Source organism: Xanthomonas euroxanthea, assembly GCF_903989455.1.
GTDB classification, from domain to species: Bacteria; Pseudomonadota; Gammaproteobacteria; order Xanthomonadales; family Xanthomonadaceae; genus Xanthomonas; species Xanthomonas euroxanthea.
Genome location: NZ_LR861803.1, coordinates 452,007 through 476,641, shown reverse-complemented (window position 1 = coordinate 476,641; position 24,635 = coordinate 452,007). Strand labels below are relative to the sequence as shown.

Here is a 24,635-nt window from a genome sequence, read left to right as displayed (position 1 = left end):
GGCTTAACGCGAACAAACATTTCAGTCAGCTTCGGCGCGGCATAGTCCGTCATCCGGGTGTCACATTGGGTGTGGCGCACAGGACATGGCGAGCAAGGCGTCCGGTACGCGCTCGCATCATTCCCCCACGGACGCTGCCGCATGCATTGGATGTTGTTGTTTTCGCTGTTGCTCCTGCTTTGGCTCTTGGTCGCCTCGCCGCGTCTGGCGTGGTTGAAGGCTGGTCTGTTGTCGTTGCTGCTGCTGTTGCTCAGTGCCTGGGGCCTGGTGGATCGGCTCAGCGGCGATGGCATCAACGCCGCCACGCTGTATCACCTGCGCGCGGACATGGACGGTGCCGGCGTCAGCGATTTTTCTGCCTATATCGCCGTGTTTATCGGCATGGTGCTGTTGTCGCTCAGCCCGCTGGTGTTGCTGAAGGTGCGGCGTTTCCGTCGCCCGCGCGGAGGCAACGCAGTGTTTGGCGCCTTCGTGATGATGTTGCTGGTCAGCATCGCGGTCAGCCCCTTGTACCGCGACGGCAAGCGCCTGTACTACCAGTTGCGCCCCGTGGATTACGCCACCGTGGTGCCGGAATACCTGGTGCCGCAGCAGCCCTTGCAGAAGCGCAAGAACATCGTGTGGATCTACGGCGAGAGCCTGGAACGCACCTACTTCGATGAAAAGGTGTTTCCCGGCCTGATGCCGAACCTGCGCGCCCTGGCCAGCGAGGCAGTGGACGTACGCAACCTCACCTCCACCGAAGGCAGCGGCTGGACCATCGCCGGCATGGTCGCCTCGATGTGCGGCGTGCCGCTGACCACCGCGCCCGGCGATGAAAACAGCATGGGCCGCATGGGCCTGTTCCTGCCCGAAGCACGCTGCCTGGGCGACTATCTCAAGGATCAGGGCTACCGCAATCACTATGTCGGCGGCGCCGATGCCAGCTTTGCCGGCAAGGGCAGCTTTCTGTCCAGCCATGGTTTCGATGTGGTGCATGACGTCAGCTACTTCCGCGACAAGGGCGTGGCGCCCAAGCACTTTTCCGCCTGGGGCGTGCACGACGATGTGCTGCTGGACGATGCCTGGGACAGCTTCCAGACGCTGTCGCGCGCCGGCCAGCCGTTCATGCTCACCACGCTGACCATGGACACCCACCACCCCGCCGGCCATCTGCCGCTGGCCTGCAAGGGCCAGCACTACGACAGCGCACTGGGCGACATCGGGCTGCTGCATGCGATCAAGTGCAGCGACCGGCTGATCGGCGAGCTGGTCACGCGCATTCGCAACAGCCGCTACGGCAAGAACACCATCATCGTGATCGCCTCCGATCACCTGGCGATGCCCAACGATCTCAGCGACGTACTCGCCAAGCAGAAGCGCGAGAACCTGCTGCTGTTCCTCGGCAAGGACATCGCTCCGCAACAAGTGGTCACGCGCGCGGGCAGCACGCTGGATTCGGGTGCAACGCTATTGCAGCTGCTGGAACCGGGCATGCGCACGCTGGGCTTTGGCCGCTCGCTGCTGGCCAGCGATGCGCCTCCCAGCGCCAGCGTGGCGGCCAGCCGCGACAGCGGCAAGGACTACCCGCGCTATCTCGCCTACGCGCGCACGCTGTGGACCGGGCGCAGCACACGCATGCTGCGCATCAACGGCAATGGCGATGTGGTGGTGGGCGTGCAACAGGTACGCCCGCCGGTGCTGCTGGAATACGACGACGACACCAATCTCAAAACCGTCTATCTGGAAAACACCTCGCGCCAGTTCGATCGCACCCACACCGAGGGCACGCTGGCGTATGTGGATCGCTGCACGGCGTTCGAGGACGGTTCGGCCGATGGCGATTGGTGCGCATTAGTGGTCGACCGTCACCAGAGCATGAAGCTGTATCGCGATCCGGACCTGACCCGCGGCATCGCCGTGGACGCGCCGCTGGAGGCCAGCCCGCAAGGCCCGCGCCCCCGCGTGCGCCAACCGATCATGCTCACCCAGACTGCCCGCAAGACCGAGGCCGGTCGTTACATGCTGGAGCTGTACGCCAAGCGCCGGCCGACGCGGGCCTTCTGGGTGGAGGCCGTCTCGTCAGAGCGCAAGGTGGTGCTGGCCCAGCAGTGGGTGGTGCCCGATGCGGCCGGTCGCATCCGCATGCCGGTGGGCCTGGAACATGCGGTGGACGATCTGGAGATCCGTGCCTGGCTGGACTACACCGAAGATGTCAGCGTGGACGATCTGGCCCTGGTGAAACAGAGCCAGGTCGCGGATCGCTCCTGAGCCTGGCCATCGTCTCGGTCTCGGTCTCGGTCGAGGTATGTGGATGAGGTAAAGGCAAAGGCAAGGCCGAAGCCCAAGCCGAAGCCGAAGCATGCGATGTGCGGCCTGGCTGCAGGGCCCTTGCCCGCCCACCATCGCGGGACACGCCGCAAGTACATCCATGTAGGCTCTGGCGCGGCATCCATGCCGCTCAAGGTCCCGCGACGGTGAGCGGGCAAGGACCTATCGAGTCGGTCGGTGTGCATGGAAGAACAGTGCTGGATGTGCTTTGCTCGATCATGAGGCATCGGCTCCATGTCTGATGCACACCGCACGACAGGCAGCTTTTCAAATGAGCTCCGACCAACTGTCTGGTGCGGTGTCCTCACCGCTTGCGGGACCGTGTGGCGGCATGGATGCCGCGCCACCGAGGCCCCAGGGATGGGTTTACGACATGTCCCGCAAGCGGTAAGGGCGCCGCGCCCTCGACCCTGCGAGTTTTAGCTGCACCACCAATGCAGGACACGCCGCGCATCGTGCACGGGCCGGCTCAGTCTTCCGATGCCGGGGTGCCATCGCCCGGATCGCGCGCCACCGCAGCACCTGCACGGCTGAAGCGGATTTCCTGCGGCGATTGCAGCGCAATCCCTGCCGTTTCCATCCGCTGCAGCAACGCGAAGAACAGCTCGCTGCGCACCCCATACGAATCGCGCGGGCTGCGCACGTAGGCGAACGAATTGAAGTTGACGTGCCCGCCGGCCAGCGAATCGATGAACACCGAGGGTGCCGGGTCGGCCAGCACCTTGGTGTGCTCGGCGAACAGGTCCAGCAGCATGTTGCGCACCTTTGCCACGTCGGTTTCCAGCGGCACCGAGAACTGCAGCTGCACCCGGCCCATCGGGTTGGACAGCGTCATGTTGCGCACGCTCTTGGTGATCAATTCCGAGTTGGGCACGATCAGGGTGGAGCGGTCGCCGACCTGGATCTCGGTCGCACGCACGCTGATCTTGCGCACATCGCCCTCCTGATCGCCGATGCGTACCCAATCGCCGATCTTCACCGGCCGCTCGGCCAGCAGGATCAGACCCGACACGAAGTTCTGCGTGATCGCCTGCAGACCGAAACCGATGCCCACCGACAACGCACTCAACACCAGCGCAAGCCGCTTCAGATCCAGGCCCAATGCGGTCAGGCCCCACACCACCACGATCAGCCAGCCCAGATAACGCGCCACGGTGCTGATGGAGTTACGCGCACCGTCATCGAGCTCGGTCTTGGGCAGATAGGTGTTGAGCAACCACTGCTGCACCACGTGCACCAGCCCCATGCCGAGCAGGAACACGCACAGCGCCCTGAACACGTCGCCCGGGGTGATCACCAGCTCCTTGCCGATGGTGATGCCGTGGGCGATGTTCTCCGCCCAGTCGGTGACCACGCTGATATTGGCGCCATACGGCGTCAGCAGCACCGCGATGCCCAGCAGCACCAGCAACACCCGTGTCGCGGCAGAGATCAGCAGCCCGAGCTGCACAAGGCGTCCGCTGCCGATGCTGAGCGCATGCGACAACGCCCGGCTGAAACGGCCGTCCGGCTTGAACAGCCAGGTCATCAGATCGTCGGTAAAGACCACCAGCAGGCCGAGCAGACTGCACACCAGGGTGATCCAGATGATCTGCCGCTCCACGAACAAGGCCAGATTGAGATAGCCGAACAGGGCTGCGATCAACGCGAAGATCACCGCCAGATGACCCAGCAGGCGGATCAGCACGATGAAGCCGCCACCGCGCGTGACCACCGGCGGCGGCGCATCGCTGTCCGGATCGGCCACGCCGGCATTTGCCGCGTGCGCGCGCAAGGACAGGGTCAGCCCGGCCAGGGCCGACAGGATCAACCCCGCATACAGCAGCGCCGCCACCGCATCGGTGGCGGCGGTCAACGCCGGACTGCTGCCGGCCACCTCGTTGATCTTGATCGCCATGCCGCTGAACCAGATCACTGCCGCGGTGGCCAGGCAATGCACGCGCAGGCGGTCGACGGTGGCATCGTCCAGCGGGAACAGGCGCCAGCTGGGCTGGTGTTTCATCAACAGGCTGGCACTGAGCGAACCGACGAAGGCAGCCACCACGCTGATGGCGACAAACCCGGTCAGCAGCTGGTCCAGGTCATCGGGCAGCTCGCCGAGCGCGCGGATACCTTCGACCAGCACGAATGCCGCAATCCCCAGGCTCAACGTGCCGACCAGCAGAAACCACAGGGCCAGCCCCGAGCGCCGCAGGCGTCCGCCGGGCGCACGCGAGGCCGCATAGCGACGCCCCAGGTGGCGCAGGAAGATGCGCAGCGGCAGTGCCAGCAACAACGCGACCACGGCAGCGGTGATCAGTCCGCCCATGCCATTGGCCGCCACACCTGCCTGCGCCAGCTGCACCGTCTTGTCGGACAAGGCCTGCAGGCGGGCACGATCGTCCGGCCACTGCTGCCCGATCTGATGCCATAACGTCGGCGACAACGGCGAGGCCACCCGTGTGGAGAGCTGCACGCTGAAGCGTTGCACGCGCTCGCGTTCGAGCCGGTCGGCCAGGTCCTTGGCGTTGGAGGCCAGCAGCGTGGCCCGGATGAACTCGGCATTGAGCTGATCGCGCTCCTTGGTCAGCGCCTTGCGCTGTTTGACTAGGTCGGCCGGTTCGTTTTGCGCCGCGACACCAAGCCCCTCCAAGCGCCCGTTGAGCTCCTTGAGCGGTTGCTCCAGCGTGCGCACCAGATCCTGCGCCTGCCGCTGCGCGCCGGCGACGTCCTCGGTCAGCTTGCCCAACTGCTCGGTATCGGCCTTATCCATGCCCGCGTCGGCCTGGGTCAGCACCTTCTGCATGCTGTCGAGCTGCGTCTGCGCGGTCTCCAGCAGGGTGTCGTCGTCCTGCGCGATGGCGGCACCCACGCACACCATCCACAACGCGACCAGCAACAGCACACGCTGCAACACGCCGCGACGGGCACCCAGGGCAACTCGGAATTCGGACACAGGCAGACATCGGACAGGCGCACACCAGCGCGGTGCCGGCATCTTAATCCACTGCCCGCAGCCGGGCAGTTCGCCGCTGCCGTGAGGGTTCAGCCTGGCAGAGCTCGCCAGGCGTGACGGGTGCTGCGCGATTGGAGGCGCGTTGGCGATCGCGGTTACGGCGTCGGCCGCCGCAGCGGGTGCACCGCCGGGCCATCCCGACCTGCGCATGAACGCGGTGCAGCTTGTCACCTTGCGGCAACGGTGCGCTGTCGCAGAATCGAGTCACCGCTACGGCAGACGCAGCGGATGACCGCGAAGGAGACACTCTATGCAGATTCAGATCCAGACCGACAAGCACGTGCCGCATGACCCCTCTGTCGTGCAGCATGTCGAGAAGACCTGCTCCGCCCAGCTGGCGCATTTCGCCAGCGACATCACCCGCGTCGACGTGCATTTGCGCGATGAAAACGGCCAACGCGGCGGCGCAGCGGATCGAACCTGCAGCATCGAGGCGCACGTCGCCGGCCTGCCGCCGATCGCGGCCACCAATAGTGCCGAAACCACCGCCTCGGCCGTCACCGGCGCCGCGCGCAAGCTGCGCACCGCCATCGAACACGCACGTGGCAAGCAGCACGCCAAGGCCACCACACCGCCGCCGGACGTGCTCTGATCCGAGCCTGCGCAGGGTGGCGCTCCTCGCCCCCTGCCAAGCGACGCGTCGCTGGCATCACAGTGCAACGCCGCGTCGATACTGAGGCCGGCCTGCAACCCTGATCAGAAACGCCATCGGCCCGCTGCAGCGTCACTGCAGCGGGCCGATGGCGTTTTGCTTTTGCGTTGGAGCTGCTCGCCGCGCTGAGCCTGGACATGGTCGTGTTGCGACGTGGCTGTCGAAAGTGCCGCGGCCCATGCAGCGCGAAACGCTCGAGGGCCACCTGATCGTCCTCTTCGCCTCGACAGTAATTAATTGACCCGTCATCTATATTTCCACACACTAGTTCGCCTGGCGGCCGCGAGGCCACTCACTCGCAGGAGAAGAATGATGGGCAGACTGCAAGGCAAAGTCGCAATCGTCACCGGTGCCGCACAGGGCATGGGCGCGTCGCATGTGCGCAATTTCGTTGAAGAGGGTGCGCACGTTGTTTTCACTGACATCAATGCCGAGGGAGGGCGTGCACTGGCCTCCGAGCTGGGCAAGCGTGTTCGCTTCGTCCAGCAGGACGTCACGAGCTGGGACGCATGGCAGAACGTGGTGGCCGAAGCGGAAGCGGCATTCGGCAACGTCACGATTCTGGTCAACAATGCAGGGATCCTGGGCCCCATTGCCAAGACTGCGGACATCTCCGAAGAAGATTTCCTCAAGGTCTGTGCGATCAACCAGAATGCCGTTTACCTTGGCATGAAGGCGGTCATCCCCTCCATGCTGAAGGCGAAGGTGGGATCGATCGTCAATATTTCCTCGATCGCCGGAATGGCAGCCAATTACGGATTCCCGAGCCTGGCCTATGTCGGCAGCAAGTTCGCCGTGCGCGGAATGAGCAAGGCGACGGCAATCGAATATGGCGCAGACAACATCCGTGTGAACTCGGTCCACCCGGGCTTCATCCAGACCCCGATGATGGTGGAAGGGACGGACGAAAACGGCGGTGATGCCGTTGCCCAGATCCCACTGGGGCGCATCGCCAAGGCCAGCGAGGTCAGCAACCTGGTTCTGTTCCTGGCGTCCGACGAATCGTCCTACATCACCGGACACGAGCATGTCGTCGATGGTGGACTGCTCGCCCAGTAAGCTTGCCCGTGTCAGGACGCGTGGGCACTCGCTGCCACGCCTGGTTCAACCGGCATCGTTCCCGGGCCCTGGCCTGCGGGATGACGTTGCCAAGCAACGCGTGAGCAGCGAAGTGCACCGGCACATCAGGGGCGGCGACGTGGTGGCAGTGATGGAACGCTTGCGCCACCACCGTGACTGCCGCGCCGCCTCCGGTACGGCGTGGCAGCTGCACGGGTTTTGTTGGGCGGCGTCCAGCAAGCGCGCGTCGAGATGCAAAAATTTCAGAGCATCCACCGCCAATCTAGCGTTGGACTATACTCATGCGGCACGGTCCGGGCCGGTTCACAGGCCGTTGGTTCGCATTCGATGACAGGTGAAAAATCGCATGAAGAAAACGCTGATGTTCATGACATTTGCCACCTGCATCGGTGTCTTCGCAGGAATGAGTTCCGTCAACGTCGCACTTGCACAGCAGCGGGCCAGCCATGCCCCTGATCCGCTGCACGCCAAGGTGTTGGCACGTTACGAGGCGATTAACGCTAGCCTGGCCGAGGCGCGCAAGGCAGGCAAGCTGTCCAATGCCCAGGCTGCGGAGATCGAGAAGAAGCTCAGCTGGGTCCGCACCGATTCCGCAACGAGAGCGAAGCAGCAGGGATTCGTCAGCGCGGGTGAGAGCGCCAGCTACAACAGGACCCTGGACGAGGCCGAGCAGACAATTCGCCGTGGCACGAGTGGCAGCAAGCATTAGGTCCGCGGCGTCCTCCAGCATCGGGCGCCAGAGCAGTCAGTCGCCAGCAAGCGACGAAAGTACAGACGCTTGGACTGATCAGGTGGGTATGGGCCGGTACGCGGAATCAGCACGCGTCAGTCGTGCACGCCGGTTTCCGTGTACCGTCCGCATCCACCCTGACGAGCGCTTGTTACCTCTTGTCAGTCGCTCCTGGCGATAGTTCTCGCACGCACATTTCATACTGACCTGCTTACAGTCTGCTTCCGTAACGGGGCCGCACTGGCCTTCCATCTATCCCGACGTCAGCGTCCGAATTGGAGTGGTCATGAAGCTAGGTCTCTTGTCAGCGCTTGCGCTTTCACTTAGTGCGTGCACGGGCGCCCCCGTCGCCAAGGAACACAAGATCGACGATGGCGCCCTGCCCAGCGCAGAGGTCAAGGCATTCGAGCGTGCCCAGGCGCGTTATCACTACAAGGACGCGCGTTTTGAATGGGATGCCAGCAACTGCGCGGTGTATGAAGGGACTGCCCCGGACGGCAAGCGTCGACAGCAGCCGTTGACCAAAGAAGACGGCTCCCGTTTTTGTAGCGCCCCCTGACAGCCGAGTGCTTCCCGCCTTTCCGAGCGCCGCCGGTGATGCATCCAGCTCCACGGTCCTGCGCCTGCGCTTGTCCATCCTGCTCTTCACGACGGTCGCAGCACGGACGCACGACGAATCGATTGAACGGCGAGAAGCGGATGGGATTTAATTGATGCATCGACAACGGACCAGCGCTTCAATGCCTCGGCGCAGATCAAGCTAAGGTATCGTGAAAACAGGCGAAACCCGGACGCGTCGTCCCGGCCGCATCAGCAATGGGACTTACGGGATATGTCATTTCACGAAGGCGAAGATTGGCGAACGACGCTGACCTGGACCGTGCTGCCTGCCGGGCGCGCCTGGCAACGCGCAGCAGGAATCGCCCTGGCGCAACTGGGCGTTTCCCTGTCCATCGCGGCGGTTCTTCTCGTGATCGCCCGGCTGGGCGATGGTATCCGGCAGAAAGACGTGGCCGAGGAATCGGCGCTGGATCCGGCCGCCATTGCGCGATCGGTCACCCAACTCGAACGGGACGGTTTGCTGAAGCGGCGCAGGGACCTGTCCGATGGCCGCGCCAAGACCCTGCACCTGACCGAACGGGGTCGTGCGGTGTCGCTCAAACTCGGCGAGGCGCTGGACGGCCTGCGAAACGAACTGATCGCCGGCATGGACGACACCGAAGGGCGCATTGCGGTGCGCGTACTCCGTAACCTGGAGAGCCAATGCCTGGCATTCTCCGCTGGAGACCTTCATGCCGGAACGTCCGAGGCCTGACCGACCACATGACATGTGGGTAAGGAGCGGGCTTTTGCGGGAGGCGGCCAGGTGCTTGCCAAGGAAGCGTCCCGAGGTAGCAGCTGATCAAGCGCTGCAGCGGTGCTTTACGGATGCGCCCGATGCGCCGCTGCCGAAGGTGTCGACCAGCGGTGATACGACTGGAGAAAGCGCCCCCGGCTCTCGTGAGCCCGCCAACCCGCGTTTGCTCGGTCGAATCCACCAGCTGCACCCGGACCACCCGGTTACGCACTTAGCGCAAATGCGACTATCTGGATCCATCACCATGAAGATGGCCATTGTTCGTGCATTGAAATCATTTCAATGGGCCTGCCCGGATTTCCGCGGACCAGCAACAATAAACCCCCGATTTCTCGAGGGTTTATTGGTATCCCGGGACAAGCCTGGAACGCGAATTGGTGCGCCCGGAGGGATTCGAACCCCCGACCAATGGCTTCGGAAGCCACTACTCTATCCGGCTGAGCTACGAGCGCCTGGTCGGGCATTATGCCAGAACCGCCGCCGCGCGCGTGACCCCGCAGCGCAGGTCTGCCGAACGACCGGGCACCATCGCGTTGCCGACCTGGGCTCGCCCGGATGCTGCGCCCACTCCTGCCCGGCCTGGCGCGTCACCGGGCAGCCGCCTGGGAGCCCGGAGGATGCACTGCGCGATCACCGGCCAGCGCATGACCGCGGCCAGGCCGCACTGCTACCCTTCGCAGCATGAGCAAGCATGGTGTTGAACAGCTGCCGACAGCGCCCGCGCTGACCTGGCCGCAGCGACTGGGGCAGTACTGGAAGCTGGTCCGCGGCGATCGTCCGATCGGCAGCCTGTTGTTGCTGTGGCCCACCTGGTGGGCATTGTGGCTGGCTGCCGATGGCCTGCCGCCGCTGTGGACGCTGTTCGTGTTCACTGCCGGGGTCTGGCTGACCCGCTCGGCCGGCTGCGTGATCAATGACTACGCCGACCGCTGGCTGGACCCGCATGTAGAGCGCACCAAGTCGCGGCCGCTGGCCACCGGGGCGGTGTCCGGGCGCGAGGCGCTGTGGGTGTTCGTGGTGCTGATGCTGGTGGCGTTCGCGCTGGTGCTCACGCTCAACTGGCTGACCGTGGCGCTGAGCGTGCCGGGCGTGTTCCTGGCCGCCAGCTACCCCTATCTCAAACGCCATACCCACCTGCCCCAGGTCTATCTGGGCATGGCCTTCGGCTGGGGCATCCCGATGGCGTTCGCCGCGGTGCAGGGCAGCGTGCCATGGCTGGCCTGGCTGCTGTACGCGGCCAACATCCTGTGGGCGACGGCCTATGACACCTGGTACGCCATGGTCGACCGCGAGGACGACATCCGCATGGGCAGCAAGTCCACCGCCATCCTGTTCGGCAGGTTCGACCTGCTCGCGCAGGGCCTGCTGTATGCGTCGATGTTTGCGGCACTGGCACTGGTCGGCCTGCGTGCCGGTCTCGGCATCGCGTACCTGGCAGGGCTGGGCGTGGCCGCGCTGCTGGTGGCCTACGAATTCCGGCTCGCCCGCCACCGCGAACGCGGCCCCTGCTTCCGCGCCTTCCTGCACAACAACTGGGTGGGCCTGGCGATCTTCGTCGGCATCGCCGCCGCCCTGGCAATGCGCTGACCCGCAGACGGGCAAACCACCTCGGCTTAAGCCCCGCTCCCCCGCGGGAGAGGGGTTGGGGTGAGGGTACGGGCCAAGCCCCATGGTGCAGCTCACAACACGCGGCCCACCAGCCTCACGGCACCCGCGCGCACACCCACGCATCCACCCGCTGCACGCCGGCCCGACGCAAGGCCTGCGCCGCCGCATGCAGCGTCGCACCGGTGGTCATCACGTCATCCACCAGGGCAACATGCGCCGGCAACGTGCCACGCGCGACGAAGGCGCCGCGCAGGTTGCGCTGGCGCTCGGCCGCATCCAGCTCCGACTGCGGCGCGGTCGCGCGGACCCGGCGCAGCAAGGGCAGGCAGGGCAACCGCAGCGCGCGCCCGAGCGGTCTGGCCAGCTCCAGCGCCTGGTCGTAACCGCGCTGACGCAGGCGCTGCCGATGCAGACTCACCGGCACCAGTGCCTGCGGACGCGGCAGGCCCGCACACGCCTTGACCATCAACTCGCTGAGCAGACGCCCGGCGGCCAGATCCTGGCGAAACTTGAAACGCCGCAGCAGGCCATCCACCGGCCAGCGATAGGTGAAGCACGCATGCACGTGCTGCAGCGGTGGCCGATGCTGCAGGCATTGCCCGCACAGCAGCGCTTCATCGGAAGCGGACAACGGCGTTGCGCAGCACAGGCAGGCGCGCCCGTGATCGGGCAAGGCCGCGCGGCACCACGGGCAGAGATCGCCATCGGCAGTGCCGGCCTCGGCGCATACCAGGCACACGTTCGGCAGCAGCAGCCGCAACACCCGTCGCGGCCAGCTGTAAACCGAATGCACCTCATCGAAGTTGACAGCCTCTCGCATGCTCACCAGACTGCCTGGCTTCCAAGCCGCTGACTGTCAGGAAACCCCGATGTCTGTTGTCGTACGCCATGACTGGGATCGCAACGAGCTGCAGGCGCTGTTCGATCTGCCGTTTCCGGAGCTGCTGCACCGCGCCGCCAGCGTGCATCGCGAACACTTCGATCCGGCGGAAGTGCAGGTCTCCACGCTGCTGTCAGTCAAGACCGGCGGCTGCCCGGAAGACTGCGCGTACTGCCCGCAGGCGCAGCGCTACGACACCGGCGTGACCGCGCAGAAGCTGATGGAGACAGACGAAGTGGTTGCCAAGGCGCGGCAAGCCAAGGCCGCCGGCGCCTCGCGCTTCTGCATGGGCGCGGCCTGGCGCTCGCCCAAGGAGCGCGACATCCCCAAGGTCGCGGCGATGATCCGCGAGGTCAAGGCGATGGGGCTGGAGACCTGCGCCACGCTCGGCATGCTCGACGCCGGCCAGGCGCGCGCGCTCAAGGACGCCGGGTTGGACTACTACAACCACAATCTGGACACCGCGCCGGATTACTACGACTCGATCATCCACACCCGCCAGTATCAGGACCGCCTGAACACGCTGGAGCATGTGCGCGACGTCGGCCTGAAGACCTGCTGCGGCGGTATCGTCGGCATGGGCGAAACCCGCGAGCACCGCATCGGCCTGCTGCTGGCGCTGGCCACGCTGCCGGCGCACCCGGACTCGGTGCCGATCAACCAGCTGGTGCAGGTTGCCGGCACGCCGTTGCACGGCACCCAGCAGCTGGATCCGTTCGAATTCGTGCGCATGATCGCCGTGGCCCGCATCACGATGCCGTATTCGATGGTGCGCCTGTCCGCCGGCCGCGAAGCAATGAGCGACGAGCTGCAGGCGCTGTGCTTCCTGGCCGGTGCCAACTCGATCTTCTACGGCGAAAAACTGCTGACCACCGGCAACCCGGACACCGAGCGCGACCAGGCCCTGTTCCAGCGCCTGGGCCTGCGCCCGATGCAGATCACCGTCGACGCCGCCGACCATGACCACCCGGGCACCGTGCATGCGGAGATCACCCGCAGCACGGCCTGCGAGCACGCTGCCTGACCGCGAAGCGAGCACCCGGCACCGATCGTCGGTGCCGGCTGGGCGCGCCGTGCGCGGCAGGCTACGCTAGCGCACCTTTCTGCCGCTGAATGCCCCCATGGCTCGCCCCGATCTGCACGAACGGATTTCGTCGCTGCGCACCTTGCGTGTGGCCCAGGAACGGGTGCGGGTACGGCGGCTGGTGGGCCGGCGCGATGGCGTGCGGCTGGAGATCGATGGCCGCTGGCTGACCGGCTTCTGCTCCAACGATTATCTGGGCCTGTCGCAGCAGTTCGAAGTGGTCGCTGCGTTGCAGGACGCCGCCGCGCGCGATGGCGCCGGCGCCACCGCCTCGCACCTGATCTGCGGCAACCACACCGCGCACGAAACGCTGGAACGCGAGATCGCGCAGTGGCTGGGCTATCCGTCGGCCCTGCTGTTCGGCAGCGGCTTTGTCGCCAATCTGGCGGTGCAGCAGGCCCTGCTCAGCGAGGACGACGATGTCTGCGTGCAGGACCGGCTCAACCACGCCAGCCTGCTCGATGCCACGCGCCTGGCCGGCTGCCGGCTGCGCCGCTATCCGCACCTGGATGTGGAAGGCGCGATGCGTCAGCTCAAGGGCGCGCCCGAGGGCGCGGCGATGCTGGCCAGCGATGGCGTCTTCAGCATGGATGGCGATGTGGCCCCGCTGCGCGCGTTGAGCCTGGTGGCGCGCATGCAGCAGGCGCTGTTCTATGTCGACGACGCACACGGCGTGGGCGTGCTCGGCCCGCAGGGGCGCGGCTGCGTGGCCGATGCCGGACTGGGCGTGGCCGAGGTGCCGCTGCAGTTGGTGACCCTGGGCAAGGCGCTCGGTGGCTATGGCGCGGTCGTTGTCGGCGATGAAGCGCTGGTACGCCATCTGGCCGAAACCGCGCGCCCCTACATCTACACCACCGCGTTGCCGCCGGCGCAGGTCGCTGCAACCCTGGCGGCGGTGCGCCTGGCGCGTCGCGACGATTGGCGGCGTTCCAAGCTGGTCGAGTCGATCGGCAGCTTCCGCGATGGCGCACGCCGGCACGGCTTCGAACTGATGGCCTCGGATACGCCGATCCAGCCCTTGCTGTGCGGCGAAGAAGCCACGGTGATGGCGATGTCCGCCGCGCTGGAACAGGCCGGCTTCCTGGTCGGCGCGATTCGTCCGCCCACCGTGCCCGAAGGCAAGGCGCGTCTGCGTGTGACCCTGTCCGCGCTGCATACGCCGCAGCAGGTGCAGGCCTTGATCGAGGCCATCGTGCAGGCGCGCGATGTGGTCAGTCGGCAGCCACTGCGCGCGTCGGCCTGAGGGCGACGATCAAGCCGCCTGCCCAGCAGCCGGGCAGCGCCGCCGGTGCTCGGGGTGGCACGGATCGCTCGACTGAAACCGCAGCGCTGCGCGCACAATCCACACCCAGCTGACACCTGATGGATCACTGGCGTTGCCACTGCCGCGATCAGGGTCATGTGCGCACGCAACGGAGCTGCGTCGAATCCCGGGGTCAACGCGCCACCTACAGGCGCCATACGCCGACTCGAGACTCACCGTCGCTCGGGCACGGATCTGCGCGCAAGGATCTGCGCGCACCGACTGTCGCCAATCGGCGACAATCCCCGCATGCATATCGATGTCATCGGCCACGGGCCTGCGCTGGTTCTTCTGCACGGTTGGGCGTTGCACGGCGGCGTGTTCGCGCCACTGGTGGAACGCCTGGCCGCACAGCATCAACTGCATCTGGTGGATCTGCCCGGGCACGGTTTCAGCCGCGACGACAGCACGCCGCTGGCGCTGCCGGACGTGGTCGCCGGCATCGCCGCCGCCACGCCGCCGGCGGTGTGGGTCGGCTGGTCGTTGGGCGGGCTATTCGCGCTGCATGCCGCGGCTACCCAGCCCAAGGTACGCGGGCTGGCGATGATCGCGGCCACGCCGCGTTTCGTGCGTGGCAACGGTTGGCCCGACGCCGTCGAGCGCGAGGTGTTCGTGCAATTCGGCCAGGACCTGGCGCGCGACTACCGCGGTACGCTGGAGCGGTTTCTGGCGCTGGATACGCTGGGCTCGGCGCATGCCCGCAGCGAGTTGCGCAGCCTGCGCGAGACGCTGGTGGCGCGCGGCGAACCAGCCGCGGCAGCGTTGCAGCAAGGTCTTGGCCTGCTGGAGCGCACCGACCTGCGCCGCGCGCTGCCGCAGCTGACACGCCCCAGCCTGTGGATTGCCGGCCAGCGCGACCGGCTGGTGCCGGCCGCCGGCATGCAGGCCGCCGCGGCGCTGGCTCCGCACGCCCAGGCATTGACCATTGCCGGTGGCGGCCACGCACCGTTTCTTGGCCACGCCGACCAGGTCGCCGAGGCGCTGCAACGCTTCGTTGCGTCCGTGCCGTGAACCGATCGTCGATCATGCGCCATCGCTGATCGAGGACACACGCATGGATCTGGGAATCGCCGGGCGCTGGGCATTGGTGTGCGCCGCCAGCAAGGGCCTGGGATTGGGCTGCGCACGCGCGCTGGTTAGCGAAGGCGTCAACGTGGTGATCGTCGCGCGCGGCCGCGATGCCCTGGAGCAGTCCGCCGATGCGCTGCGCGCACTGCCGGGCGCCGGCGAAGTGCGCAGCGTGGCGGCCGATATCGCCACCCCGCAGGGACGCAGCGATGCCCTCGCCGCCTGCCCGCAGGTGGATATCCTCATCAACAACGCCGGTGGCCCGCCGCCCGGCGATTTTCGCCAGTGGGAACGCGACGACTGGCTGCGCGCACTGGATGCCAACATGCTGGCGCCGATCGAGTTGATCCGCGCCAGCGTCGATGCGATGCGCGCACGGCGCTTCGGCCGCATCGTCAACATCACCTCCAGTGCGGTGAAGGCGCCGATCGACATCCTGGGCCTGTCCAATGGCGCGCGTGCCGGCCTCACCGGCTTCGTCGCCGGGCTGGCGCGCAGCACGGTCGCCGACAACGTCACCATCAACAATCTATTGCCCGGCCAGTTCGCCACCGACCGCCTGCGCGGCAACTTCGCGGCGATCGCCCGACAGCAAGGCCTCGGCGCCGAAGAGGTCGCCGAGCGCAAGCGTGCAGGCATTCCGGCCGCACGCTTCGGCGAGCCGGACGAATTCGGCGCGGCCTGCGCGTTCCTGTGCAGCGCGCAGGCCGGCTACATCACCGGGCAGAACCTGCTGATCGACGGCGGCAGCTATCCCGGCACGTTCTAGGACGCGCCGGCCATGCCGATGGGTGTGGCCAATGCGGTGACCGACGCGCTCTAGGCGGACGTTGCGGGCCGATGGTTGTGGCTACTGCGGCGGACGTTCCGGTTGCCTCCGGCCACGACGCGCGCGTCGAGACACCCTGCCGGTCCCTTGCGGTCGCCATGCTGTCGCTGGCGGACCGACCGCTTGCACTGCTCCGGGCCGATTGCCGGTCCGCGCCACACATCGATTCCCTCCGCCCCGGCCACAGGCGACAATAGCGCCGCTCATGAACAGTACTTTCGACCCCCGCCACGTCCGGCGCGCCTTTGCGCGTGCCGCCAGCAGCTATGCCGCCGCCGCCGCGCTACAGCGCGAAGCCGAAGCGCGCCTGCTCGAATCGCTCGACTACCTGGGCGACCAGGTGCCCAAGGTGGTGCTGGATGTCGGCGCCGGCCCCGGCCATGCCAGCGCCGCGATCAAGAAGCGCTGGCCCAAGGCGCAGGTGATCGCGCTGGACCAGGCCATGCCGATGCTGCGCCAGGCGCGCAAGGCGGCGGGCTGGTGGAAGCCGTTCGCGCAGGTCTGCGCCGATGCGCGCGCCTTGCCGGTGGCCGACGGCAGCGTGGATGTGATCTTCAGCAACCTGTGCCTGCAGTGGGTGGAAGACCTGCCGTCAGTGTTCGCCGGTTTCCGCCGCGCGCTGCGGCCGGGCGGCTTGTTGCTGTGCTCCACCTTCGGCCCGGAGACGCTGATCGAATTGCGCGAGGCCTTCGCCCAGGCCGACCCGGCCCCGCATGTCAGCCGATTCCCGCCGATCGCCCAGTTCGGCGATGCCTTGCTGATGTCCGGCTTCCGCGACCCGGTGCTGGACCGCGACCTGTTTACGCTGACCTACAGCGACCTGCCCGCGCTGATGCGCGAGTTGCGCGCGATGGGCGCCACCAACGCGCTCAGCAATCGCCGCGCCACCCTGACCGGGCGCGGCCGCTTTGCCGCCGCCAGCGCCGCCTACGAGCCGCTGCGGCGGCCGGACGGCACCTTGCCCAGCTCCTGGGAAGTGATCTATGCCCATGCCTGGGCACCGGCACCGGGCGCGCCCATCCGCGAACAGGGGCATGACGTCGCCAGCGTGCCGGTGGCCTCGATTCCGATCCGCCGCCGCATCGACTAGCGGCGGTGCAGATCGCCGGCGGCACCGCAGCCGCTGCCGGCGAGACACACAGTTTTGCGACCACACCAATGCCGACCTGTCAGGCTCGGTCCCGACACCCGGTAGAATTCAACAGTCAACGGCCGCAGGTTCCTGTTGCGGCTCACCTTGTTCAATGCCTCAACCAGCGTGGCGAGCACTACGTCGCAAGCGATCGCCAGGTGGCTGCAGACGGCGCGCAGGGACCGCCGTGTACGCGTGATACATGCAGGTTCCGAGCACCGCCAGCGCCCGCCCGGCCGTTTGTCGTTTTGATCGCCGCGCTGATGGTTGCGGCCCCCGCCCCCCAATTGGTCTTCCCAATGTTGAAATGGCTCATCATCGCGCTGTTCATCGCATCGGCGCTGTACATCCATTACCGCGGTCGCGTGCGGCACCGGCTCAGCCGGCAGCTGCTGGACCATTCCACCTTCATGGCGCCGATCAACACGCTGATGTATCTGTGTTCGCGGGTGCCGACCACACCGTTCATCGATCCCGGCAAGGAATTCCCGGAACTGGCGCCGCTGCGCGCCAACTGGCCGCTGATCCGCGATGAAGCGGTGGCGCTGCAGCAGATGCAGAAGATCCGCGCCGCCGACGGCTACACCGACATCGGCTTCAACTCGTTCTTCCGCCGCGGCTGGAAGCGCTTCTATCTGAAGTGGTACGGCACCGCGCACCCGTCGGCGTCCGAGCTGTGCCCGCAGACCACCGCGCTGCTGAAGTCCATCCCCACGGTCAAGGCCGCGATGTTCGCCGAGTTGCCGCCGGGCAGCGAACTGCGCCCGCACCGCGACCCGTTCGCCGGGTCCATGCGCCTGCACCTGGGCCTGGCCACGCCCAACGACGACCGCTGCTTCATCGACGTCGACGGGCAGCGCCACAGCTGGCGCGATGGCGAATGGACGATGTTCGACGAGACCTACATCCACTACGCGCGCAACGACACCGACCAGGACCGCATCATCCTGTTCTGCGACATCGAGCGCCCGATGCGCTGGCGCTGGGCCGCGGCGGTGAACCGCTTCGTCGGCCGCAGCCTGCTCTCGGCCGGTGCCTCGCCCAACCAGGAAGGCGACAAGACCGGCGGCATCAACCGCGTGTTCCGCTACTTCTATGCCGCGCGGCTGAAGGCCAAGGCGCTGAAGGAGCGCAACAACCCGCTGTACCAGACGCTGAAGTGGGGCATCTTCATCCTGGTGGTGGTCGGGATCGTGCTGCTGTAACCCGGATCACCGCGCAGGAGCGCGCTTGCGCGCGATGGGGCGTTACCGGTATGCCCATCGCGCCCGGGTGCGCTCCTGCGCAGGTCTGGCTGCCCATGCCGATCGGCCCAGGCAGGGTATGCACCGCGTCATGCCGCAACGCCGGAGTCATGCCACAACACCGAACCCACCACGTAGGAGCGCACCCAGGCGCGATGAGGCGTTACCGCAATGCCTGGTCGCGCCCGGGTGCGCTCCTACGCAGGGCTGGCCCGCGCCGATCGATGCACTCAGCGCGCCACCTGCGCGATCCATTCCTGCAGGTTGTAGTAATTGGTGACGCGGGTGATCCTGCCGTCGTGCACAGTGAAGAATGCACCGCCCGGCAGCACGTAGGTCTGCCCGTTGGCCTCCGGCAGGCCTTCGTCGGTGGTGTGGTAGACCCCGTGCACCACGTACTCGGCACCGACCCGCGTGCCGTCCTCGTTGGCAGTGACCACGACATCGCGCAGCTGCTCGCGGTAGCTGTCGTTCATGCGTTGCAGGAAGGCGGCAAATGCCGCCCGGCCGATCTCGCGGGGGCCCTGATTGAGGTCGTGCGCGACATCGTCGGCCAGGAACGCCAGCATGGCATCCCAATCGCCGCGGTTGAAGGCGTCGTAATAGGCCTGGACCAGGCCGATGGCGTGTTGCCGATTGCGCTCGCTCATGCTCGCACCTGCCGCTGGGAAAGCCGCATCATAGAGCGCGTGCTGCGCTTGGACACGCCTGCCATGCAGCACACCCGGCCTCAGGCGCCCTGCACCACCAGATCGCGGTGGAAGTAATAGACCTCCTGCAGCAGGAAGCGCCAGCTGGTGTGGAAGCTGCGAAAGCGCGTGCTGGGCGTGGAGGAGGCCAGCGCGTCCACCCCCAGCTCCTGGCTCAGCCGCAGCGCGCGCGCCATGTGCAAGGGGTCGCTGACGATGATCGCCCGGTGCATGCCGTGACGGTCCATCAGCGCGCGCGCCTGTTGCAGGTTCTGCCGGGTGGTGCGCGAGACCGTCTCGATCACGATCGCTTCCGGCGGGACGCCGTGGCGTAGCGCATAGCGCCGCGCCACCTGCGATTCGGCAAAGCGCGCGCCGTTGCCGAAGCCGCCGGTAAACAGCAGCCGCGGCGCGTAGCCCTGCGTGTACAGGTCCAGCGCATGTCGGATGCGCTCCTCGAACACCGGCGAGGGGCGCGCATCGTAGGCGGCCGCACCCAGCACGATGATCACGTCGGCCGGCGCGGCCTGGTCGCGATCGCCGACCCAGACGATCCAGCCGGCCACGCCCACCAGCCAGATCAGCGCCAGCATGCACAGGCGCCAGCACCAGCCCCACAGACCGATCCCATGCGAGCGCCTGCTCACGCCGCGGCCCAGGGCAGCGCGTCCAGGTCGACATTGCCGCCGGACAGGATCAGCCCGACCCGCCGCCCGGCAAAGCGCGCCGGGTCGGCCAGCACCGCCGCCAGCGCAATCGCCGAGGACGGCTCCACGACCTGTTTGAGGACCTGCCAGATCAACCGCATCGCCTGCACCACCGCCGCATCGTCCACGGTGATCACCTGTGCGCCGGCGGCCTGCAACAGCGCGAAATTCGGCGCGCCCAGGGTGCCGCGCAGGCCGTCGCAGAGCGTGTCGGGCACGAAGTCGACCAGGCGCTCGCCAGCCGCCAGCGAGCGCGCGGTATCGGCCGCCCCGCTCGGCTCGGCCAGCACCAGCTTGCAGCCCGGCGCCGCTTGCAGCGCCAGCGCAGTACCTGCCGCCAGCCCGCCCCCTCCGACCGGTGCCACCAGCACGTCCAGCCCGCCGCTCTGCCGCAGCAGCTCCAGCGCGGCGGTGCCCTGCCCGGCGATCACGGCCGGGTCGGTATACGGATGCACCAGCGTCGCGCCGCTGCCGGCCTGCACCTCGGCACACATCTGCTCACGCGCCGCGATGGTGGGCGCGCAACGCCACAGCGTGGCGCCGTGACGGGAAATATTGGCCAGCTTGGCGGCCACCGCGCCTTCGGGCACCACCACATGGCAGCCGATCCCGCGCGTGCGCGCGGCAAGCGCCAGTGCGGCGCCGTGATTGCCGGACGAATGGGTGACCACACCGCGTGCGGCAAGCCCGGCCGGCAATGACCACACCGCGTTGCAGGCACCACGGAACTTGAATGCGCCGCTGCGCTGCAGGTGTTCGGCCTTGAAGAACAGCTGCGCGCCGCAGAGGGCGTCCAGGCTGTGCGCGGTCAGCAGCGGTGTCGGCGCGCACTGCGGCGCGATGCGCGCAGCGGCTTGCAGGACGTCGGAATGGGCAAGAGGGACCGTCTCGATCATGCCTGCAAGATTAACGTATCGTCCCCGCCTTCACGGCTGCAGGCGCACTGCCCGCGCATGCTGGATCGATGAAGAAGCGCCACATTGCGGCACAGTTAAGGACCGATTCAATGCATCGGCTCGAAAGTGACACCATGGTTGCAGGAGGGCACCATCGATGAAATTCCGTCTGATCTTCGCCGCCGGGCTGTTGGCCCTGGGCGGCTGCGCAACGTACGACTACACCGGCGCCGGGTCGGGCGGCTATTACCGCGGCGCGCCCGCGGTGCAGTATCGCTACCCGCCGGGGTACTCACCGTATTCCTACGGCAGCCCGTACGGCTACCCCTATGGTGCCGGGTCGATCGGGCTGTACGACTACCCGGTGTATCCGGTCTACCGCGGCGGTGGCGGCTATTACTACCGCCAGAACGATCGACGCCCGCAGTACCGGCCGCCGCGTCCGAATGGCTCGTTCTACGGCCCGCGTCCGAACGGCCCCCGCCCCAACGGGCCGCGCCCGCAGCAACCCAATCGCCCCCCGGCGACCGGTGCGCCGCCGTCGCGGCCGCCGCCACGCATCGGTGCACCGCCGCGGGTGATCCGTGAGATTCAACGGCAGACCGCACCCCGCAACACACGCCAGCAGATTCCCTGAGTGGCTGACTGCGACGTGGCCCACAAATGATGATGTTGGGGGCTTGCGTTCAGCCGGCACTTGGTCGCAAGCTAGGTGCTCTGTGTGACCCGCCACGTCATTTTTTGACCTGACTCGCTTCACTGACCGACTTATGTCGATGTCCGACAGGGAAATCTGGATCCCCCCTGTTCCGGCCCTGTCGGATATCGGCGCCTCCAATGCATAAAGCCCCGGCATGCCGGGGCTTTATGTTTTTGTCGTCCGCTCTGCCGTACCTGTGGGTATCCCAACCCGGCAGGCGGGCCTGCGGCCGGCATGGATTCCGGAAAAAAAATAAGGGCCGGCAGTCCCCCGACTACCGACCCTTACGCGACCCCGTCGCACGCGTGGCTGGCCCCTGTTCCAATTCCAGCCTTGCGCCCATGTCGCAATGCCACGACGGGTGCAGTAGGGATATCCGCACGGAACATGCCAACTTGAGGGTCAGTATTCAATAATGTGATGTAAGTCACACTTTTACTGGTTTCGTGACCTCGCCCGCCCTTCAGCCGATACTTTCGCGGCCGCCAACCTCCTTCTGCTCCTGGTCCACGCCCATGTCCGACTCCTTCTATCGCTACGACGTCATCGTGATCGGCGGCGGCCATGCCGGCACCGAGGCGGCGCTGGCGTCCGCGCGCGCCGGTGCCCGCACCTTGCTGCTGACCCACAACATCGAGACGGTGGGCGCGATGAGCTGCAACCCGGCCATCGGCGGGATCGGCAAGGGCCATCTGGTCAAGGAGATCGACGCGCTGGGCGGGGCGATGGCACGCGCGGCGGATCAGGCCGGCATCCAGTGGCGCACCCTCAATGCCTCCAAGGGGCCGGCGGTGCGCGCCACCCGCTGCCAGGCCGACCGCAACCTCTACCGCAATGCGATCCGCCGCATCGTCGAGACGCAGCCCAACCTGACCGTGTTCCAGGCAGCGGTGGACGATCTGATCATCCACCACGGCGCTGCCGAAGCCGACAGCGTGCGCGGCGTGGTCACCCAGACCGGGCTGCGTTTCGAAGCGCCGGCGGTGGTGCTGACCGCCGGCACCTTCCTGGCCGGCAAGATCCATGTCGGCGAAACCCAGTACGCGGCCGGGCGCATGGGCGACCCGCCGGCAACCACGCTGGCCGCGCGTCTGCGCGAGCGGCCGTTTGCGATCGACCGGCTCAAGACCGGCACCCCGCCGCGCATCGACGGGCGCACGCTCGACTACGGCGTGATGGCCGAACAACCCGGCGACGATCCGCTACCGGTGATGTCGTTCATGGGCCAGCTCGGCGATCACCCGCGCCAGGTCAGCTGCTGGATCACCCAGACCACCGAGCAGACCCACGACATCATCCGCAGCGCGCTGCATCGCTCGCCGCTGTATTCGGGGCAGATCGAAGGCATCGGCCCGCGTTACTGCCCGTCGATCGAAGACAAGGTGGTGCGCTTTGCCGAGAAGACCAGCCACCAGATCTTCGTCGAGCCCGAAGGCCTGGACGTGGCCGAGATCTATCCCAACGGCATCTCCACCTCGCTGCCGTTCGACGTGCAGCTGGCGCTGGTGCGCTCGATCCACGGGTTTGCGCAGGCGCACATCACCCGCCCCGGCTATGCGATCGAATACGACTTCTTCGACCCGCGCGGGCTCAAGGCCTCGCTGGAAACCAAGGCAGTGGGCGGGTTGTTCTTCGCCGGCCAGATCAACGGCACCACCGGCTACGAGGAGGCTGCCGCCCAGGGCCTGCTCGCCGGCCTCAATGCCGCGCGCCATGTACAGGGATTACCGGCGTGGTCGCCGCGCCGCGACGAGGCCTACCTGGGCGTACTGGTGGACGATCTGATCACCCACGGCACCACCGAGCCGTATCGCATGTTCACCAGCCGCGCCGAATACCGGCTGCAGCTGCGCGAGGACAATGCCGATGCGCGCCTGACCGGCGTCGGCCGTGCCATGGGCCTGGTCGACGATGCGCGCTGGGCGCGGTTTGCGGCCAAGCAGGAGGCGGTGCAGCGCGAAAGCGCGCGCCTGTCGCTGCTGTGGGCGACCCCGGGCAATGCGCTGGGCCGCGAAGTGGCCCAGACCCTGGGCGTGGCGGTAAGCCGCGAAACCAACGTGCTGGACCTGATCAAGCGCCCCGAACTCAACTACGCCACGCTGATGCGCGTGCCAACCCTGGGGCCGGGCGTGGATGATGCGCAGGTGGCCGAGCAGGTGGAGATCAGCGTCAAGTACGCCGGCTACCTGGATCGCCAACGCGACGACATCGCGCGCCAGCAGCGCCACGAAACCACGCCGATTCCGGAAGGATTCGATTACGCCGGCGTGCGTGGGTTGTCGATCGAAGTGCAGCAGAAACTCGAACGCGTGCGCCCGCAGAACATCGGCCAGGCGCAACGCATTCCCGGCATGACGCCGGCGGCCATCTCGCTGCTGCTGGTGCATCTGGAACGGGCGCGCCGCAGCCAGGTGGCGTGAGCGCCCGCCGATGCGCTGACACGTTGATGTCGGCGGCCTGATCGCCCCATCGCTTTACACGCCGAAAATGCGTGGATGCTTGTCAACCGATGTCATGGCGCGACTCCATGTCGCCGCACGCGAAGCAATGCTCCGGTATCGCACGGGCGATGCCGGGAAGCTTGATGGAGGTCGCGACCGAGTTGGTATGCTCCGGCACCACTGACGACGTCCTGACCATGAACCCACTGCGCGCGCTGCTGTCGGCAACCTACCGAATCGCCTGCCCCGCCCTGCTGCTGATGCTGGGCGGCACCTCGCAAGCGGCCGCGCAGACCGAGGAAGACGGGCGTTACTGGCTGAGCGTGTATGCCCAGGGCAAGCTGCCGGTCGAGAACCTGTACTGGAGCATGGATGTGCATCCACGCTGGCGCGAAGAAGGCGAGCAGTTCGATCAATTGATCCTGCGCCCCGCGGTGTTTTACCGGTTCACTCCCAAGGCCAGTGTCTGGATGGGTTACGACACCATCATCAGCCACCCGGCCGGGCAATCCTCCAACCGCGAAAACCGCTGGTGGGGCCAGTTTCAATATCAGTTCGATCCGATTGCCAACATCACCATCACCAGCCGCACCCGCCTGGAGCAGCGTCACCGCGAAGGATTCAGCGACGAAGGGTATCGGGTGCGCCAGATGATCAGAGCGGTCCGGCCCAGTGCGTTGTCTGCGCAACTGTCGTGGGTGGCGTTCAACGAACTGTTCGTCAATCTCGACCAAACCGATTGGGGTGCGCGACGCGGCCTGGACCAGAACCGCGTCTTCGTCGGCATCAACTGGAAGTTCAACGATGTTGCCAATGTCGATGTCGGCTATCTGAACCAGTTCGTCAATACCAGCACGGTGGACCGCGAAAACCATGTGCTGATGACCACTTTCCGCTTCAATTTCTGAAGCGTGATGGGCGGCCGCAAGG

21 protein-coding genes, 1 tRNA gene and 1 other RNA gene are annotated in these 24,635 nt (G+C 66.7%); 16 read left to right on the top strand and 7 right to left on the bottom strand.

The genetic code is table 11. The features are described 5' to 3' along the window. Positions 1 to 141 precede the first annotated feature (141 nt). On the top strand, positions 142 to 2,250 hold the full coding sequence (locus H7A86_RS02035) for a phosphoglycerol transferase I (protein ID WP_119130329.1): 2,109 nt from the start codon (positions 142 to 144) through the stop codon (positions 2,248 to 2,250). 529 nt (positions 2,251 to 2,779) lie between these two features. On the opposite strand, the gene H7A86_RS02030 is transcribed toward H7A86_RS02035, so the two are convergent. After that, positions 2,780 to 5,170: a DUF3772 domain-containing protein gene (locus H7A86_RS02030; protein WP_232099317.1), complete on the bottom strand. Its 2,391-nt coding sequence runs from the start codon at positions 5,168 to 5,170 to the stop codon at positions 2,780 to 2,782. Positions 5,171 to 5,555: 385 nt separating this feature from the next. Between H7A86_RS02030 and H7A86_RS02025 the strand changes: the two genes are divergently transcribed. From H7A86_RS02025 to H7A86_RS02005, 5 genes are all read left to right on the top strand, one after another. Continuing rightward, complete coding sequence (locus H7A86_RS02025) at positions 5,556 to 5,897, top strand: HPF/RaiA family ribosome-associated protein (RefSeq protein ID WP_104585671.1); 342 nt, start codon at positions 5,556 to 5,558, stop codon at positions 5,895 to 5,897. 372 nt (positions 5,898 to 6,269) lie between these two features. Next, the gene (locus H7A86_RS02020) at positions 6,270 to 7,016 is read left to right on the top strand and encodes an SDR family NAD(P)-dependent oxidoreductase (protein ID WP_119129473.1); all 747 of its coding nucleotides are present in this window, start codon (positions 6,270 to 6,272) and stop codon (positions 7,014 to 7,016) included. A 367-nt stretch (positions 7,017 to 7,383) separates the two neighbouring features. After that, the gene (locus H7A86_RS02015; protein WP_119130323.1) at positions 7,384 to 7,746 is read left to right on the top strand and encodes a hypothetical protein; all 363 of its coding nucleotides are present in this window, start codon (positions 7,384 to 7,386) and stop codon (positions 7,744 to 7,746) included. A 307-nt stretch (positions 7,747 to 8,053) separates the two neighbouring features. Continuing rightward, entirely contained in the window at positions 8,054 to 8,326 is a 273-nt protein-coding gene (locus H7A86_RS02010; protein WP_119130321.1) for a hypothetical protein, read from the top strand. Positions 8,327 to 8,647: 321 nt separating this feature from the next. After that, positions 8,648 to 9,082: a MarR family winged helix-turn-helix transcriptional regulator gene (locus H7A86_RS02005; RefSeq protein ID WP_197944248.1), complete on the top strand. Its 435-nt coding sequence runs from the start codon at positions 8,648 to 8,650 to the stop codon at positions 9,080 to 9,082. 417 nt (positions 9,083 to 9,499) lie between these two features. On the opposite strand, the gene H7A86_RS02000 is transcribed toward H7A86_RS02005, so the two are convergent. Then, positions 9,500 to 9,576, bottom strand: a tRNA-Arg gene (locus tag H7A86_RS02000). 229 nt (positions 9,577 to 9,805) lie between these two features. On the opposite strand from H7A86_RS02000, the gene ubiA reads away from it, so the two are divergent. Continuing rightward, positions 9,806 to 10,711, top strand: a complete 906-nt coding sequence (gene ubiA / locus H7A86_RS01995; RefSeq protein WP_104649108.1) for a 4-hydroxybenzoate octaprenyltransferase — start codon at positions 9,806 to 9,808, stop codon at positions 10,709 to 10,711. Between the two features lie 115 nt (positions 10,712 to 10,826). Here the strand turns inward: ubiA and H7A86_RS01990 are convergent, their stop codons facing one another. Further along, positions 10,827 to 11,552 carry a ComF family protein gene (locus H7A86_RS01990; RefSeq protein WP_180708006.1) on the bottom strand — a complete coding sequence of 242 codons (726 nt, stop codon included), beginning with the start codon at positions 11,550 to 11,552 and terminating at the stop codon, positions 10,827 to 10,829. 49 nt (positions 11,553 to 11,601) lie between these two features. On the opposite strand from H7A86_RS01990, the gene bioB reads away from it, so the two are divergent. The 5 genes from bioB (at position 11,602) to bioC (ending at position 16,986) form a co-directional block, all read left to right on the top strand. Further along, positions 11,602 to 12,636, top strand: a complete 1,035-nt coding sequence (gene bioB / locus H7A86_RS01985; RefSeq protein ID WP_119130317.1) for a biotin synthase BioB — start codon at positions 11,602 to 11,604, stop codon at positions 12,634 to 12,636. 97 nt (positions 12,637 to 12,733) lie between these two features. Continuing rightward, positions 12,734 to 13,939, top strand: coding sequence for an 8-amino-7-oxononanoate synthase (gene bioF / locus H7A86_RS01980; protein WP_119130315.1), 1,206 nt, complete (start codon positions 12,734 to 12,736; stop codon positions 13,937 to 13,939). A 309-nt stretch (positions 13,940 to 14,248) separates the two neighbouring features. Next, positions 14,249 to 15,010, top strand: coding sequence for a pimeloyl-ACP methyl ester esterase BioH (gene bioH / locus H7A86_RS01975; protein ID WP_119130313.1), 762 nt, complete (start codon positions 14,249 to 14,251; stop codon positions 15,008 to 15,010). Between the two features lie 43 nt (positions 15,011 to 15,053). Next, entirely contained in the window at positions 15,054 to 15,836 is a 783-nt protein-coding gene (locus H7A86_RS01970; RefSeq protein WP_119130311.1) for an SDR family oxidoreductase, read from the top strand. A 265-nt stretch (positions 15,837 to 16,101) separates the two neighbouring features. After that, positions 16,102 to 16,986, top strand: a complete 885-nt coding sequence (gene bioC / locus H7A86_RS01965; protein WP_119130309.1) for a malonyl-ACP O-methyltransferase BioC — start codon at positions 16,102 to 16,104, stop codon at positions 16,984 to 16,986. A gap of 170 nt (positions 16,987 to 17,156) precedes the next feature. Here bioC and H7A86_RS01960 read toward each other — a convergent pair. Then, a non-coding RNA gene (locus H7A86_RS01960) (sX9 sRNA) lies at positions 17,157 to 17,232 on the bottom strand. Between the two features lie 95 nt (positions 17,233 to 17,327). On the opposite strand from H7A86_RS01960, the gene lpxO reads away from it, so the two are divergent. Continuing rightward, positions 17,328 to 18,233 carry a lipid A hydroxylase LpxO gene (lpxO, locus tag H7A86_RS01955; protein ID WP_016903250.1) on the top strand — a complete coding sequence of 302 codons (906 nt, stop codon included), beginning with the start codon at positions 17,328 to 17,330 and terminating at the stop codon, positions 18,231 to 18,233. Between the two features lie 269 nt (positions 18,234 to 18,502). Here the strand turns inward: lpxO and H7A86_RS01950 are convergent, their stop codons facing one another. The 3 genes from H7A86_RS01950 to H7A86_RS01940 all read right to left on the bottom strand — a co-directional run bounded on the left by H7A86_RS01950 (position 18,503) and on the right by H7A86_RS01940 (position 20,564). Further along, entirely contained in the window at positions 18,503 to 18,922 is a 420-nt protein-coding gene (locus H7A86_RS01950; RefSeq protein ID WP_115675733.1) for a nuclear transport factor 2 family protein, read from the bottom strand. An 80-nt stretch (positions 18,923 to 19,002) separates the two neighbouring features. Then, positions 19,003 to 19,620, bottom strand: coding sequence for a YdcF family protein (locus H7A86_RS01945; RefSeq protein ID WP_119130640.1), 618 nt, complete (start codon positions 19,618 to 19,620; stop codon positions 19,003 to 19,005). Then, positions 19,605 to 20,564, bottom strand: coding sequence for a pyridoxal-phosphate dependent enzyme (locus H7A86_RS01940; protein WP_119130308.1), 960 nt, complete (start codon positions 20,562 to 20,564; stop codon positions 19,605 to 19,607). Before H7A86_RS01940 ends, H7A86_RS01945 begins: the two co-directional genes overlap by 16 nt. A gap of 157 nt (positions 20,565 to 20,721) precedes the next feature. Here H7A86_RS01940 and H7A86_RS01935 point away from each other — a divergent pair, with 157 nt between their 5' ends. From H7A86_RS01935 to H7A86_RS01925, 3 genes are all read left to right on the top strand, one after another. Beyond that, positions 20,722 to 21,201 (top strand): hypothetical protein, encoded by a 480-nt coding sequence (locus tag H7A86_RS01935; RefSeq protein ID WP_047124571.1) that lies wholly within the window; start codon positions 20,722 to 20,724, stop codon positions 21,199 to 21,201. Positions 21,202 to 21,779: 578 nt separating this feature from the next. After that, positions 21,780 to 23,684 carry a tRNA uridine-5-carboxymethylaminomethyl(34) synthesis enzyme MnmG gene (gene mnmG, locus H7A86_RS01930; RefSeq protein ID WP_115675732.1) on the top strand — a complete coding sequence of 635 codons (1,905 nt, stop codon included), beginning with the start codon at positions 21,780 to 21,782 and terminating at the stop codon, positions 23,682 to 23,684. A 218-nt stretch (positions 23,685 to 23,902) separates the two neighbouring features. Continuing rightward, positions 23,903 to 24,613 carry a DUF2490 domain-containing protein gene (locus H7A86_RS01925; RefSeq protein ID WP_119130639.1) on the top strand — a complete coding sequence of 237 codons (711 nt, stop codon included), beginning with the start codon at positions 23,903 to 23,905 and terminating at the stop codon, positions 24,611 to 24,613. Positions 24,614 to 24,635: the final 22 nt, after the last annotated feature.

Excerpts from the sequence above, each read along its gene's own strand:
- mnmG (WP_115675732.1), top strand. The coding sequence starts at position 21,780 with ATGTCCGACTCCTTCTATCGCTACGACGTCATCGTGATCGGCGGCGGC.
- H7A86_RS02020 (WP_119129473.1), top strand. The coding sequence starts at position 6,270 with ATGGGCAGACTGCAAGGCAAAGTCGCAATCGTCACCGGTGCCGCACAG.
- H7A86_RS01935 (WP_047124571.1), top strand. The coding sequence starts at position 20,722 with ATGAAATTCCGTCTGATCTTCGCCGCCGGGCTGTTGGCCCTGGGCGGC.
- H7A86_RS01925 (WP_119130639.1), top strand. The coding sequence starts at position 23,903 with ATGAACCCACTGCGCGCGCTGCTGTCGGCAACCTACCGAATCGCCTGC.
- H7A86_RS01940 (WP_119130308.1), bottom strand. The coding sequence starts at position 20,564 with ATGATCGAGACGGTCCCTCTTGCCCATTCCGACGTCCTGCAAGCCGCT.
- bioH (WP_119130313.1), top strand. The coding sequence starts at position 14,249 with ATGCATATCGATGTCATCGGCCACGGGCCTGCGCTGGTTCTTCTGCAC.
- bioB (WP_119130317.1), top strand. The coding sequence starts at position 11,602 with ATGTCTGTTGTCGTACGCCATGACTGGGATCGCAACGAGCTGCAGGCG.
- H7A86_RS01990 (WP_180708006.1), bottom strand. The coding sequence starts at position 11,552 with ATGCGAGAGGCTGTCAACTTCGATGAGGTGCATTCGGTTTACAGCTGG.
- H7A86_RS01970 (WP_119130311.1), top strand. The coding sequence starts at position 15,054 with ATGGATCTGGGAATCGCCGGGCGCTGGGCATTGGTGTGCGCCGCCAGC.
- H7A86_RS02010 (WP_119130321.1), top strand. The coding sequence starts at position 8,054 with ATGAAGCTAGGTCTCTTGTCAGCGCTTGCGCTTTCACTTAGTGCGTGC.
- bioF (WP_119130315.1), top strand. The coding sequence starts at position 12,734 with ATGGCTCGCCCCGATCTGCACGAACGGATTTCGTCGCTGCGCACCTTG.
- lpxO (WP_016903250.1), top strand. The coding sequence starts at position 17,328 with ATGTTGAAATGGCTCATCATCGCGCTGTTCATCGCATCGGCGCTGTAC.
- H7A86_RS01950 (WP_115675733.1), bottom strand. The coding sequence starts at position 18,922 with ATGAGCGAGCGCAATCGGCAACACGCCATCGGCCTGGTCCAGGCCTAT.
- H7A86_RS02025 (WP_104585671.1), top strand. The coding sequence starts at position 5,556 with ATGCAGATTCAGATCCAGACCGACAAGCACGTGCCGCATGACCCCTCT.
- bioC (WP_119130309.1), top strand. The coding sequence starts at position 16,102 with ATGAACAGTACTTTCGACCCCCGCCACGTCCGGCGCGCCTTTGCGCGT.
- H7A86_RS02015 (WP_119130323.1), top strand. The coding sequence starts at position 7,384 with ATGAAGAAAACGCTGATGTTCATGACATTTGCCACCTGCATCGGTGTC.
- H7A86_RS02035 (WP_119130329.1), top strand. The coding sequence starts at position 142 with ATGCATTGGATGTTGTTGTTTTCGCTGTTGCTCCTGCTTTGGCTCTTG.
- H7A86_RS02030 (WP_232099317.1), bottom strand. The coding sequence starts at position 5,170 with ATGGTGTGCGTGGGTGCCGCCATCGCGCAGGACGACGACACCCTGCTG.
- ubiA (WP_104649108.1), top strand. The coding sequence starts at position 9,806 with ATGAGCAAGCATGGTGTTGAACAGCTGCCGACAGCGCCCGCGCTGACC.